Source organism: uncultured Maribacter sp., assembly GCF_947500405.1.
GTDB lineage: Bacteria > Bacteroidota > Bacteroidia > Flavobacteriales > Flavobacteriaceae > Maribacter_B.
In genome coordinates, this window is sequence record NZ_CANMRY010000001.1 from 94,372 (window position 1) to 109,513 (window position 15,142).

The 15,142-nt window shown below is 31.5% G+C and carries 11 protein-coding genes; 8 read left to right on the forward strand and 3 right to left on the reverse strand.

Features of this window, described 5'->3' with window-relative positions; all coding sequences use genetic code 11:
* Positions 1–11: 11 nt before the first annotated feature.
* Positions 12–515, forward strand: coding sequence for a hypothetical protein (locus Q0945_RS00490; RefSeq protein WP_299429690.1), 504 nt, complete (start codon positions 12–14; stop codon positions 513–515).
* Between the two features lie 66 nt (positions 516–581).
* Positions 582–1,640 (forward strand): nucleoid-associated protein, encoded by a 1,059-nt coding sequence (locus tag Q0945_RS00495; protein WP_298487684.1) that lies wholly within the window; start codon positions 582–584, stop codon positions 1,638–1,640.
* Between the two features lie 55 nt (positions 1,641–1,695).
* Here Q0945_RS00495 and Q0945_RS00500 read toward each other — a convergent pair whose 3' ends face one another.
* Positions 1,696–2,772, reverse strand: coding sequence for a hypothetical protein (locus Q0945_RS00500; protein ID WP_299429692.1), 1,077 nt, complete (start codon positions 2,770–2,772; stop codon positions 1,696–1,698).
* Between the two features lie 172 nt (positions 2,773–2,944).
* Between Q0945_RS00500 and Q0945_RS00505 the strand changes: the two genes are divergently transcribed.
* The 5 genes from Q0945_RS00505 to uvrB all read left to right on the forward strand — a co-directional run bounded on the left by Q0945_RS00505 (position 2,945) and on the right by uvrB (position 13,128).
* Positions 2,945–3,847 (forward strand): ABC transporter ATP-binding protein, encoded by a 903-nt coding sequence (locus Q0945_RS00505; protein WP_299429694.1) that lies wholly within the window; start codon positions 2,945–2,947, stop codon positions 3,845–3,847.
* 24 nt (positions 3,848–3,871) lie between these two features.
* Positions 3,872–4,705, forward strand: coding sequence for an ABC transporter permease subunit (locus Q0945_RS00510; protein WP_299429697.1), 834 nt, complete (start codon positions 3,872–3,874; stop codon positions 4,703–4,705).
* A gap of 199 nt (positions 4,706–4,904) precedes the next feature.
* Entirely contained in the window at positions 4,905–10,058 is a 5,154-nt protein-coding gene (locus tag Q0945_RS00515) for a T9SS type B sorting domain-containing protein (RefSeq protein WP_299429699.1), read from the forward strand.
* A gap of 170 nt (positions 10,059–10,228) precedes the next feature.
* Positions 10,229–10,996, forward strand: a complete 768-nt coding sequence (locus Q0945_RS00520) for a M48 family metallopeptidase (protein WP_299429701.1) — start codon at positions 10,229–10,231, stop codon at positions 10,994–10,996.
* A 143-nt stretch (positions 10,997–11,139) separates the two neighbouring features.
* On the forward strand, positions 11,140–13,128 hold the full coding sequence (gene uvrB / locus Q0945_RS00525; protein WP_299429703.1) for an excinuclease ABC subunit UvrB: 1,989 nt from the start codon (positions 11,140–11,142) through the stop codon (positions 13,126–13,128).
* A gap of 257 nt (positions 13,129–13,385) precedes the next feature.
* Here uvrB and Q0945_RS00530 read toward each other — a convergent pair whose 3' ends face one another.
* Entirely contained in the window at positions 13,386–13,823 is a 438-nt protein-coding gene (locus Q0945_RS00530; RefSeq protein ID WP_299429705.1) for an Hsp20/alpha crystallin family protein, read from the reverse strand.
* 223 nt (positions 13,824–14,046) lie between these two features.
* Here Q0945_RS00530 and Q0945_RS00535 point away from each other — a divergent pair, with 223 nt between their 5' ends.
* Positions 14,047–14,424, forward strand: coding sequence for a DUF1456 family protein (locus Q0945_RS00535; RefSeq protein WP_299429707.1), 378 nt, complete (start codon positions 14,047–14,049; stop codon positions 14,422–14,424).
* 32 nt (positions 14,425–14,456) lie between these two features.
* Here Q0945_RS00535 and Q0945_RS00540 read toward each other — a convergent pair whose 3' ends face one another.
* Complete coding sequence (locus Q0945_RS00540; protein ID WP_299429709.1) at positions 14,457–14,777, reverse strand: hypothetical protein; 321 nt, start codon at positions 14,775–14,777, stop codon at positions 14,457–14,459.
* Between the last annotated feature and the right edge of the window lie 365 nt (positions 14,778–15,142).

Genomic DNA, 15,142 nt, shown 5'->3' on the forward strand with positions numbered 1-15,142 from the left:
ATTTTCAGTAGATGATTTACAAGGTTAGAATAATTTTAGATGCCTCCGAAGACATATTTAGAGATTTAGAAATTGAATCTCAAACGTCTCTAGAAGACTTTCATAATGCTATTACCCAAGCTTTTGGATTTTTAGGTAATGAAATGGCTTCCTTTTACACATGTGACCAAGAATGGAACCAAGAGGAAGAAATTGCTCTTTTTGATCTAAGTGAAAGTGGTTCAGATGTTCGTTTAATGAACGAAACATTTTTGGAAGATATTATTACAAAAAACACTCCTAAACTTATATATGTTTATGATTTTTTAAGCATGTGGACTTTTCTTATTGAACTGGCAGACATTGTTGAAAAAGAAGATGGAAGAGCTTATCCTAATGTTCTTTTCAGTTTTGGCGAATTACCAGAATCTCCACCAGAAAAGAAATTTGAAGCAGCAAAAGATTCTAATGGAATAAATTTTGACGATTCTATTGATAACTATGATGATTTAGATTTTGATGAAAATTGGAATTAATCCCAGTTTTCATCACCCCTTTTTACAATACACTTTTTATACTAATAAAGAACACTACCATTACGTATGATTAACTTATACCCAACTCAAATAGAAAGTATTTCATTGCACCGCGTTGGAAACAAAAATAAAGGAGAAGGTCTTTTCCTTTCTTCGGATGCCTTTGGTTTAAATGATGAAACTACTGGATTACTAAAAGAGTATTTTTTTAAACCTTTTAGAGAAAAAGAAGAGAACTATTTTAAACTTTCTAATGAAATTGACGTTGAATTTAATGAAATCTACAAAATAGTTTCTGATATATTTATAAACCCCTCTAGCTTACACTCTAACTCTAAAAGAATAGCATCACATTTATTTGAGCAATCTAACCACCCGCATATTAAAAGTGGAGAAGTTTATGTTGCGCACTTATCTAATATTATGCTAGACAATGTAAAAGTTGAAGCTGTTGGGATTTTTAAAAGTGAGCTTAAGCATGATTTTCTTCAATTTGAAGAGACTGAGGACAATTTAAATATTTTAGTACAACAAGGAATAAATATTAATAAACTTGATAAAGGTTGTTTAATTTTTAATACTGCTAAAGAAGAAGGCTTTAAAGTCTTATCTGTAGACAGTAATAGATATGACACTAAATATTGGTTAGAAAATTTCTTAGGAGTAGAAGCCCTTGCTGATGAAAATTTCTACACTAAGAATTACATTAAATTATGCCAAGACTTTGCAAAAGATGTTGTTTTACCTGCAGAAGATAAACAACAAGAAGTTCTTTTTATGAACAGAGCGGTAAACCATTTTGCAAAGAATGATGCGTTTGAAGAAACTAACTTCTTAAATGAAGTTATGGAAAACCCTGAATTAATCCCTGAATTTAAAAACTACAAAGTAGAAAAGGGCCCTAAATATAGTGTTGAAGATGTTTCCACTTTTGATATTGCTAACAAAGCAGTTTCTGATGCTAGAAAGAAAATTAAAAATGTTATTAATTTAGATACCCACATTCAAATTAAAATGGATTTTATAAATCCAGAATCTGCAGAGAAATTTGTAGAAAAGGGTTGGGATGAAGAAAAACAAATGTATTATTACTTAGTATACTTTAATAAGGAAGAGAAGAACTAAATAATAAACTTTACTTTACTATTAAAAAACGCTTTGTATGTCTACAAAGCGTTTTTTAATATCTACTTTCTATAATTTGTTTCATACTTACATCTTCATAGTTTCTTTTTACAAAATCTAACCCTAATTCTAAAACCTCTCCCATGGTTTTACTTTTTCTAAAATCCATATCTAGAATTAACGCATAAATTTGTTCTTTTAGCATTTCTATATTTTCTGGAGTAGAAATCTCATCATCCTTACAAATTTTAATTAATTTTTTAATTCTATTCCCCGAACTTTTTATTCTTTTAGCTACTATAGACCTCTCCTCTACTTTATATTGGTCCACAGATTTTTTCTGCAACTTTTTCCTAACCAACTCTACCATTAAATAATTCTCTTTAAAAAATTGCGGACGGTATACTTTTAATTTACCTTCAAAACACTGTTGGTCAAAATCTATAGCTCTAATCTTATACACCACATGATCAAAATCATGCGTTGGTACAATTACATAGTTATAAGAACGCATATCTCCTAATAAACGAATCATGCAACGCTCATTGAACTTCACAAACTCTTTGGCCAATTGTGATTTCTCGGATTCGGTACATTTTGGCAACATTTCCTTTATAAAAAAATCGCCGGGTATACCTGCAATATGCTCTTCTATTAGAGTATCTTTGTATACTAAAAAATTTAGGTTGTAGGGTGATAACATATGCTCTAATTCTAAGCCATAGACTCTAGAAGCATCAGTTTTTTTTACATAAAAATAAGTAAAGTTATCATTAAGAATATTCCTAACTTTTATTCTAAATGGTTTAGAATTTCCAAATGTACAGTAATCTACAGCATCAATATTTAGATATTGAATAATAGAATTACCACCATCCGAATGTAAAATAGAGTACACTTTTTTTAAACTTAAATCTATTTCTTGTCTTTCAAATTCAGAATAATAAACTCTAATCCACAAGGTATCTTCATCATTAACATCATACACTGTAACAGAGCCAGAAAAACGTAGTAAATCTTCATAAAAAATTGGAATTTCTATTTTTCGGTTATAGTTTTCTAAATAAGCATCTAACCTATCATTTATTGGATAAGCTGGTTTTTTTTTGGACATTAATTTTTCCTCGGACATGTTTCTCTATTTTAATATACCTGAAACTCCAAGTTAAACATAAGTTTACATAAATAAAAAGTTTTAATCCCCTATTACTTATTATGCCTTTATCCTATGTTTTTATCTAAAACTGTAACAAATTTTCACTTTAATCGTCTTGTTACCATAATCGAACTAAATAGCAATCAAATTGGAAAATATTCTTACGGTTACTAATCTCACCAAAAAATACGGTTCTCTTACTGCTGTAAAAAAATTATCCTTTACTATAGAAAAAGGTAATGTTTATGGTATTCTAGGACCAAATGGGAGTGGAAAATCTACAACTCTTGGTATTGTCCTAAATGTAGTAAACAAAACCAAAGGAGAATTTTCGTGGTTTAATGGCGCAACATCTACCCACGAAGCTCTAAAAAAAGTAGGCGCAATTATAGAAAGGCCTAATTTTTATCCATACATGACAGCCTTACAAAACTTAAAGCTAGTCTGTAAAATAAAAGATGTTCCAGAAAATAAAATAGAAGAGAAATTAGAATTAGTAGGCTTATTAGATAGAAAAAACAGTAAGTTTAAAACCTACTCTTTAGGAATGAAACAGCGTTTAGCAATAGCTTCTGCCCTGCTAAATGATCCTGCAATTTTAATATTAGATGAACCTACTAACGGATTAGATCCACAGGGTATACATCAAATAAGAGAAATTATAAAAAAAATAGCTTTACAGGGTACTACCATACTTCTGGCTTCTCATTTATTAGATGAAGTAGAAAAGGTATGCAGCCACGTAGTTATATTAAGAAAAGGAGAAAAATTATACGCTGGTAGTGTAGATAACATGCTTGCAAGCCATGGTTTTTTTGAATTAAAAACGAAAGAAAAAGAAAAATTAAAACAAATATTACAAGAACATAGCAGTTTTGGAGAAATAAAATACGAAGGCGAATTAATTACTGCTTTCTTAAAGGAAGAATTACAAGCCGAGGCTTTAAACCAAATGCTTTTTGAAAAAGGGATTGTATTATCACATTTAGTAAAAAGAAAAGAAAGTTTAGAGGAGCAATTCTTAGCATTAACCAAAAAGAAATCTAACTAAATAACTACCACAAAAAACATTATCATGATTAGATTACTTCAAATAGAATTTATAAAACTTTGGAATAACAGATCTAGCAAAGTATTAATATTCTCCTATTTTGCTTTACTTACATCTATAGCTTTTGTTGCTGCAATAAAATTTGATATTGGTCCTATAAAATTTCATCTAGCAGATATTGGTATTTTTAATTTCCCCTATATATGGCACTTTAACACCTTTATAACTGCATTTTTTAAATTATTCTTGGCCATTGTAATTGTATCTATGATGGCAAATGAATATAGCAACAAAACTATAAAACAAAATTTGATAGACGGATTATCAAAAAAAGAATTTATACTTTCAAAGTTTTTAACAGTATTATCTTTTGCAATAGTATCTACTATATTTCTTGTTATAGTTTCCTTAATCTTAGGGCTCATCTACTCTAACTACAATGAGTTTTCTATAATTTTTTCTGACTTAATATTTGTTTTAGCCTTTTTTGTAAAATTAGTTGGTTTCTTTTCTTTTTGTCTTCTTTTAGGGATTTTAATAAAAAGGTCTGCATTTGCACTAGGTTTTTTAATTCTATGGCAAATTATAGAAGGTCTTTTTAGAGGCTTAATCCGTTGGAAGCTATTTGATGCGGAAACAACAGAAATAGTAATGGGATTTTTTCCTTTACAATCAATGTTTAATCTAATAAAAGAGCCTTTTACACGACTAGATGCTGTACAAACTGTGGCAAATCAAGTTGGAGAAAAAATAACCATGAATTACCAAACACATTGGTATGAAATACTAATTGTTCTTGCTTGGACTGCTATATTTATATACTCTTCTTATGCTTTACTTAAAAAAAGAGATTTGTAATAATAACTAGTCTGTATAATTATATAAATACACTAAAAAGAAATACTCATATATTATTTTATAGTGTAAATCATAAAAAATTAAACTTTTCATACTTTAAGTAGTCTAATTTTACAGATATGCTATATTAGCACATCTATAAAAAGCGTATATTTTACGTTTTTATACTTTTTATAGTATTAGCAATTGAGACTGCCGTATGAAAAATTATCTATTTATAATCTTTATTTTTATCTCTGCACTTGGGCATTCCCAATTAAGTAAAAAGCACTTTATACCACCATTAACCAATGCTGCCTTTGGTAATGCTAACCCTGAAGACCAATATATTTATATTTCTACCCCTAGTGGGTTAGATATTACCTACACAATTATTCCTATTGGGCAACCAACAACAAACCGTATTACAGGAACTGTTTCAAATAATAATCCGGATGAAGTATCTATTGGATATGGAAGCGGACAACTTTTCATCCCATCTAACTCCACAAGTACTATAACCAATGATAAAGGCTATATTATAGAAGCAGATGCCCCAGTTTATGTATCGGTAAGAATGAATGCAGGTGGCGGAGCTCAAGCAGGAGCATTAGTTAGTAAGGGGTTATCTGCATTAGGTAATGTATTTAGAATAGGTAGCTACACCAACCAAAACCCGCAAGACAATTACTTAAACTTTGTTTCTGTAATGGCTACAGAAAACAATACGCAAGTTACTTTTGATGACCTCCCTACTGGTTTAATCATAAAAAATTATACTGGCACAACTCCGGTAACCATAAACTTAAATGAAGGTGAAAGCTATACTATTGCAACAAATAGTTTTGACAGTACAATTAATAGAGACGGACTTATAGGTTCCCTTGTAACCTCAGACAAACCTATTGTAGTAAATTGTGGTTCTACCAATGGTAGCTTTAGTAATGGTGGTGGTAGAGATTATGGTATTGACCAAATAGCTGGGTTATCAAAAGTTGGCACAGAATATATTCTTGTAAAAGGAGATGGTAGTAATGAATGGGAAAACATTTTAGTAGTTGCACATAGCAACAACACTACTATAAGCATTAATGGAAATCCATTGGCAATAACAATTAATGCAGGTAATTACTATTTAATAGAAGGCAATCAATTTAATGCCAGTGGTAATATGTATATAGAAACTTCAGAACCAGTTTTTGTATATCAAGGTGTTGGCGCAACAAATAGCGAAGCTAATCAAGGTATGTTTTTTGTTCCTCCCTTAAGTTGTGAAGCTCGCGGAAATCTAGATAATATTGCTAATATTGGAGATATAGGTAATACCTCTTATACCGGAGGAGTATCTGTAGTTACAAAAGCTGGCGCAACAGTAACTATTAATGGCTCCCCAATTTCTACCTTTTCTACAATAGGTCCTTCACCAGTAACAGGAAAAACAGATTATGTAACGTATAAAGTAACTGGTCTTTCTGGTAATATATCTGTAGAAAGTTCCGATGAATTATATTGCGCTTACTTTAACTATAATGGCGCTGCTACCTCTGGTAGTTTTTATTCTGGTTTCCCATCTGCACCCGAAATTAATTTTGATGCACAATTTACGACACTAGGAAACTGTATTCCTAATGTTACACTCTCTGCAGCTAACACACAAAGTTTTGATAGTTTTGAATGGTGGTTTGACGATGGTACTGGTTTTATAAATTTAAATGATAGCAACACTTCTATAACTCCTACAATTCCAGGAAAATATAAATTAATAGGTATTATAACTTGTACTTTAGAAAGATTAGAATCTACTGAAGTTCCTGTAAGCATTTGTCCAGACGATATAGATAATGACGGTATTATAGATAATGTAGATATTGACAATGATAATGATGGTATTCAAAATTGCACGGAATCTTTAGGCAATGTTACAGTGAATTTATCAAACATAAATACGCCACAATTTATTTTTCAAGATAACTCCACCAATACAACATTAGCCAACTCTGCTACTTATACTCAAAACAATAGCTCAGGAAATACAACCAACACTTTTTCTGGAGATACTAATGGAAACTTTACTAGCACAGTACAACCAGATACAAATGCCGAAAGTGATTATAGTATTCAATTTTCAGAATCTATAAATGTTTTAGTTGCGGAAGATATAACTACATATCCTACTATAACAGATGGGGAGTTTTTTATAGCTAAAATTCTGCCATCAAATAAAAATATAACACTGGTAGACCCAGATAACAGATTACTTATAGATTCTAATTTTGATGGTGCTTTTGAAACTGGTGTAACACAAATATCTGGTTCCGAAATACATTTTAAAATAAACCCATCACCAAATGGTAACACTCCATACTCTTTTCATGCTAACCAAGTAAATGGTTTTTCTTTTACACATAGATTAGCAAATACCGTAAGCCCATCAACATTTACAGCAAATATATCCTTAAGCTGCTACAAATTAGATTCTGACGGAGATGGTCTTAAAGATGAAATAGATTATGATAGCGACAATGATGGTATTCCAGATTTTATAGAATCCTTTGCTCCCAATAACTCTGCCCTATCTAATATAGATGCAGACCAAAATGGTTTAGATGATGTCTATGATATTAATATGCTTCCTATTGATAGTGATACCGATGGTGTTCCTGATTATTTAGATTTAGATAGCGACAATGATGGTATTTATGACGTCCTAGAATCTAACAGTGGTTTGCCAGATACAGATTTTAATGGTGTTATTGATAACGTAAATACTACTATTGGAAGTAATGGCTGGGATAACAACGCGGAAACCAATGCCGATGACAATACTTTAGGATATACCATAGGGGATTTAGATACAGATGGAATTTATAATTATATAGATTTAGAAAGTGATGGAGATAATTGTAATGATGTAATTGAAGCAGGTTTCTCTGAAAGCACTACAACGCCAGGACATTTACAAGGAACAGGTATAAATACTACAACAGGTGTTGTAACTGGTAATACAGATGGTTACACAACTCCAAGTATTAATTATGCGACAGATGGTACAATTGCAATTACAACGCAACCTACAGATACAGAAGTATGTGAGAATGGCACTACGCAATTAACTTTAGTGCACAACCCAACAAGTACTATACAATGGCAAGTAAGTACAGATAATGGCACTAACTGGAATAACATACTAAACAATGCAATATACTCAGGTGTAGATACTAATATGCTAACTATTACAAATACTCCTTTAACCTATAATAATTATCTATACCGGGCTTTTTTAAACAGAGTAGATTACATCTGCGGAACCTATTCAGATGAAATTACACTTACCGTAAACCCTTTACCTGTTGTAAATGCAAATGTTATTTTAACACAATGCGATGATGATATTGATGGCTTTAGCCCTTTTAATTTAACCGAAGTAAACACAAAAATATCAAACAATGTAGCTAACGAAACTTTTACATATTACACTTCGCAAGCTGCGGCTATTATTGGAGATACTACAAGCCCAGATTATATTAATAATCCAACCACATATATAAATACAACAGTAATTACAGACGTAGTTTGGGCAAATATTGAATCCTCTTTAGGTTGCACCTCTATTTCTGAAGTACAATTAAATGTATCTGCTACTCAAATACCTGCAACATTTCAACGCATGTTTAATGTATGTGATGATTTTTTAGATGTTGATGGAAATAATACTGCCGATAACGATGACAGAGATGGCGTTTCTTCTTTTAATTTTAGTAGTGTAACCAATGATATAGTTAATCTTTTTCCTGCTCTAACAAGACCAAATTTATCTGTTTTTTACTATAGAAATGAAGCAGATGCCTTAGCTGAAATTAACGAAATAACAGATATTACCAATTACAGAAATATTGGATATCCTAATAGTCAAGAAATTTATATCCGAATAGATAACAGTCTTTCTAATGATTGTCTAGGATTAGGCTCTCATATTACTTTAACAGTAGAACCGTTACCAATAGCTAACACCACGACTATTATGCGACAGTGTGACGATGACCAAGACGGACTCTTTGCGTTTGATACCTCCACAATACAACCAAGCATCCTTAATGGACAAAGTTTAGCAGATGTTACAGTAACTTATTTTGATGAAAATAACACAGTTTTACCAAGCCCATTACCTAATCCATTTATTACGGCAACTCAGACTATAACCATAAGAGTTACTAACAATGTTACCGCTGACCCAAATGGTGCATGCTACGACGAAACCACCATAGACTTTACCGTAGATAGCCTCCCAATTGCAAACTCTATTCCTCCCCAAATATACTGTGATGGTGACTTTGGAGATATAGATAATGATGGACTAATCCCTTTAGACACCTCTACATTTACCGCTACTATTTTAGGCAGCCAGCAAGGAATGAATATTCTTTACACCTATGTAGATCAACTAGGAAACACTATAAATAATAGTAATTCTTTACCAAACCCATTGCTAAGTAGTTCACAAACGATAGAAGTTACAGTTGTAAATCCAGAAAACAACACCTGTTTAGATAATACTACAATAGAGTTAACTGTAAATCCATTGCCAGAATTTTCTATAGAAGACACTTTTATTGTATGCACATCCGACCCTAATTTTACAGTTCTTCTGGACCCTATAGAAAATAACCCTAATGAAAACTTTAATTACCAGTGGGCATGGACAAGTTTAGATGGTTTGGTTACACAAGAAATATTACCAGAAACAACGCCAACACTATCCGTTTCTATACCTGGAACCTATCATGTTACATTAATAAAAACAGATGGCACCATGTGCTACAGAACTAGAGATGTTTTTGTAAATGCTTCTGAAATTGCTACTATTACTTTAGAAGATGTAACTATTAAAGATATATCAGAAAGTAATACGGTCACTATTAATGACGCCAACAATAATTTAGGACTCGGAGACTATGAATATGCCCTAGAGGATGAATTTTCCACACTCCAAAACGAAGCTTTTTATACCTATCAAGACTCCCCTATTTTTCAGGATGTTTTTCCTGGTATATATAAATTATACGTCAGAGATAAAAATGGATGCGGTACCGTAGACCTAAAAATATCTGTAGTTGGACACCAAAAGTTTTTTACACCAAACAATGACTCTATTAATGATTATTGGCAAATTAAGGGTATTAACAACCAATTTCAACCAAACTCAGTAATCTATATATTTAATAGGTATGGCCAATTACTAATTCAAATAACACCAGACTCAAATGGTTGGGACGGTACTCTTAATGGAAAACCAATGCCAGCTTCAGATTATTGGTTTAAAGTAAATTTAGAAGATGGTAGAACCTACAAAGGTCATTTTGCTTTAAAAAGATAAAAGTGTTTTCTTTTAAAAACTCAAAATTTTCAATACTAACATAAATATAGTACTAAAAGAAAAGTAATTTATAAAAAATGTTTTTCCCAATTTTCAGGGAGTATTATAAATACTTATATGCCTATCTTTGGGTTATATTTTAATTATAAAAACAAACACTTCCCTTTAAAATGAAAAATTACTTTTTAATTTTATTCTGTTTAGTAACCACTATTAGTGCAAATGCCCAATTTGGTAAAGTTTTAAAAAAAGGAAACATATCTGCTGGTAAAAAATTAGTAAAAGCTGCTACGTTGTCTGATGAAGATATGGCTACACTTTCTTTACAATCTGTTCAATGGATGGATGACAACAATCCCGTAGCTGGTCCTGGAGACCCATACGGCGAGCGTTTAAAAAAATTGGTTAGTGGGTTAGAAACAGAAGATGGACTTACTTTAAATTTCAAAGTATATTTAGTAGTAGATGTTAATGCTTTTGCAACGCCAGATGGCAGTGTAAGAGTTATGGCTGGTTTAATGGATTTAATGACAGACGATGAAATATTAAGCGTTATAGGACATGAAATAGGGCATGTTAAATTAGGACATTCTAAAAAAAGATACCAATCTGCCTATGCTATTTCTGCTGCTAAAGATGTAGCTACTGCAAACACTGGAGCTGGAAAAATTTTGGCCGATGACGAAATAGGAAATTTTGTTGAAACAGTTGCTAATGCACAATTTTCGCAAACCCATGAATCTGATTCTGATACTTATGGATTTAAGTTCTTAGTTTCTAAAGGATACAATTACCATGCTATGGCAGGAGCTTTTCAAAAACTTGCAGATTTAAGTGGCAATGGAGGTAAAGGTTCAATCACTTCTTCGCATCCAGGTTCTGCTAAACGTACAGAACGTGCTAAAAAATGGGCTAAAGAGCAAGACGCGAAAAAATAACCCTCAATAACAAAAAATTAAAAACAAAAGGCAATGGTTTAATACCATTGCCTTTTGTTTTAACAAGTACTAATTACCCTTGTTAATATAAGTTGCTTACTCCTAAGCCATAATAAATGAGGTTACTTTTGTACTTTTAGCAAATGAAATTTAAGGTAGTATCAGAGTTTAGACCAACAGGAGACCAACCACAAGCCATTAAACAATTAGTTAATGGCATTAATGAAAAAGAACAGTACCAAACCCTTTTAGGAGTTACTGGTTCTGGAAAAACTTTTACTGTAGCAAATGTTATAGAAACAGTACAAAAACCTACCTTAATTCTTGCACACAATAAAACTCTTGCAGCGCAATTATATTCGGAATTTAAACAGTTTTTTCCAGAAAATGCTGTGGAATATTTTGTGTCTTACTATGATTATTACCAACCAGAAGCATATATTCCTACTAGTGGAACTTATATAGAAAAAGACCTTTCTATTAATGAAGACATTGAAAAATTAAGACTAAGCACTACATCCTCCTTATTATCTGGCCGTAGAGATGTTATAGTAATTGCATCCGTATCCTGTCTTTACGGTATTGGAAATCCTATTGAGTTTCAGAAAAACGTCATTTCTATAAAAAAAGACCAAGTTATTGCCAGAACAAAGTTTATGCACCAACTAGTACAAAGTCTTTATTCACGTACAACAACAGACTTTAAAAATGGTAATTTTAGAGTAAAAGGAGATGTTATAGACGTTTTTCCTAGCTATGCCGACCATGCATTTAGAATTCACTTCTTTGGTGATGAGATAGAAGAAATAGAGGCGTTTGACCCTTTTAATAACAATGTAATAGAGTTATACGAAAATCTTAATATATACCCTGCTAATATGTTTGTAACCTCACAAGATGTGTTACAAAATGCCATACACCAAATTCAAGAGGATATGGTTAAGCAAGTAGCGTACTTTAAAGAAATAGGAAAACACTTAGAAGCAAAACGTTTAGAAGAGCGCACAACGTTTGATCTAGAAATGATACGCGAACTTGGGTATTGCTCTGGAATAGAAAACTATTCTCGCTATTTAGATGGCAGGCAACCTGGTACAAGACCTTTTTGTTTGTTAGATTATTTTCCAGATGATTTTTTAATGGTGGTTGATGAAAGTCACGTTACTATTCCTCAAGTACATGCCATGTACGGAGGAGACCGTTCAAGAAAAGAAAACTTAGTAGAATATGGCTTTAGATTACCTGCAGCTATGGATAATAGACCCTTAAAGTTCGAAGAATTTGAAATATTACAAGGACAGGTTCTTTACGTTAGCGCTACTCCTGCAGATTATGAACTAGAATTAAGTCAAGGGGTGGTTGTGGAACAAGTAATTAGACCTACAGGTTTATTAGACCCAATAATTGAAGTACGCCCAAGTGAAAATCAAATTGATGACTTAATTGAAGAAATACAACAAAGAGTAGAAAAGGATGAACGTACTTTAGTAACTACACTTACTAAAAGAATGGCAGAAGAACTTGCAAAATACCTTACAAGAATAAATGTTAGGTGCAGATACATACATAGTGATGTAGATACTCTAGAAAGAGTAGAAATTATGCAAGACCTTAGAAAAGGGATTTTTGATGTGCTAATTGGCGTGAATTTATTACGTGAAGGATTGGATCTACCAGAGGTATCTTTAGTAGCAATTTTAGATGCAGATAAAGAAGGATTTTTACGTAGTCACAGATCCCTTACACAGACCATTGGAAGAGCTGCAAGAAACCTAAATGGACTTGCAATTATGTATGCAGATAAAATCACAAAAAGCATGCAAAAAACTATGGACGAAACTACTTACCGAAGAGAAAAACAAATTGCTTATAATTTAAAAAATAATGTGACACCAAAAGCATTAAATAAAAGTTTAGATAGTGCTCTTGCAAAAAATTCAGTCTCAACATACCACTTCCAAAAAGAAGAATTACGAGCTGCAGAACCAGACATGGATTATCTAACAAAAGAGCAAATTGAAAAATTAATAAAGGACAAAAGAAAGCAAATGGAAGCTGCTGCAAAAGAATTAGATTTTATGCAAGCTGCAAAACTAAGAGATGAAATAAAATTACTCCAAGAACAAAAATAAGTGTATATTTCAACTATAGTAAAGTGGTTTTTCCTGAAAAACTTAAAAAGCAAATAAAAACTTTATATAAAATAACACAAAGTACTGGTTTAAAATATTTTAACATACATTTTTAGACAAGACTAAACCTTCGAAATAGACAATTTTAAGCAAAAAAAAGAGCGTTTCAATTTCCTGAAACGCTCACAAATCAACCAACCAAAAAAATCACTTAAAAATTCTAGCCTTCAGCGCAAACTAAAATAAAAAGCAAAAAATTATTGCAAAGATATTTTCCTTTTCTCCTTTGGTAAAGCCTCTTCTTTTTTAGGTAAAACAAACTTTAAAATTCCATCTTCATAAGAAGCACTCACCTTCTCTTCTACGATACTATCTGGCAAATTAAAAGCCCTTTTAAAAGCTAATTTTTTAAATTCTCTTTTAGTATATTTACGATTAGATTGCTCTTTTTCATCTTCCTTTTTCTCTTCATTTGAAATAGAAACAGACAAAATATTCTTATCAATTTCTATTACAAATTCTTCTTTTTTTCTTCCAGGAATTAGCAATTCTATCTCAAAAAATTCATCACTTTCCGAGATATTAACAGGAGGTATTTTTGCTGCATGATTTTCAATTCCACCAAACCAATCTGGCTTAAAAATTTCATCTAATAAAGAAGGCAAAAACACTTCATTTTTTCTTACTATACTCATAACTATTATCTTTTAATATTAATTTTAATTTATACTTTCTAAATAGTCAAAATACATACCAATTAAATAACAATGACATTTTGTCTTGATTTCAACCTTCCTTAATGACGTTTTGTCTGTATAATTATTTTAACACCTCTAGATAAAAACTACAGAAATTAAAAACCTCAAAAAGTAGTTATTAAACATTTTATAATACCTTGCAAAAAATAAGATTACGCAAATGACGAATAATGATATTTTTAAAAAGCTTAGAGTTGCCCTAATGCTACGTGATGATAATATTGTAGAAATACTAAAGCTAGTAGATTTTAATATCTCTAAGAGCGAGCTAGGCGCCTTTTTTAGAAATGAAGATCATCCCAAATATATGGAGTGCGGAGATCAAGTATTACGTAACTTCTTAAATGGATTAGTAATTCATTTAAGAGGAACAAAAGAAAACCCAAAAACTCCAGCGGAAGCTCTTGCTAATAACTTTAAACCAAAAGCTACAACTTCCACATCAAAAAGCAAAAGACCAGACTTTAAGACACAACAACGAAAAAAAATGAATAATGATTTAAGTCCTGTGAAATACAAAAACAAAAAAAAATCCTGATTTTATCAGTATTTTTTTGTTCCTAATAGAGCTTAACCTTTAATTCTAACAGGTATTATATACACTTTACCCGCTATCATTTTAGTTACATCTACTTTTTGATAATTTAAACCAGCCTTTACAAAGCTCTCTACAACAGCATTATCAGTCTTTACAGATAACACTACAATTTCACTGTCAGCATTTACAGTAAAGCGCACATATGCCGTAGCATCTACTTCACTCTCTGTTAATGTGTTCTTAGAAAGAAGTTTTGAAATTTGCGTTACCATAGTTTTATTTGGCTTATCTTCATCGCTAGTGTTGCTTGCTAAAAGATTCCCTACTGAAAGTAACATTGCAGCTACTACCACTAAACTAATTTATCTCATGACTTTTTGTTTTTAATAAATGATTGATGAGATGCTCAAAAGACGATCTAGGGCTACAAAATGTTACACTAGAATTATTTTTTAACAGTTTTTTAATTCTTTTAAAACTTTTTATCACATTGAAAACAAAACAACAAGCTGAACCACTGTAACTATTATGGTTAGTAAACTACCTCGGGGCAAGCCCGCGAGGTATTAGAAGGAAAATTAGCATTGATTTCGACGCAAGCGTCGGAGCATTTAAATCTCGATTATCGAGTAAAAAATTAATTCCCCCAACAAAGAGATATCTTTTACTTTTTCATTTTATAAAATAAAAAAAAGGGCAACGTTTAAAAAACATCGCC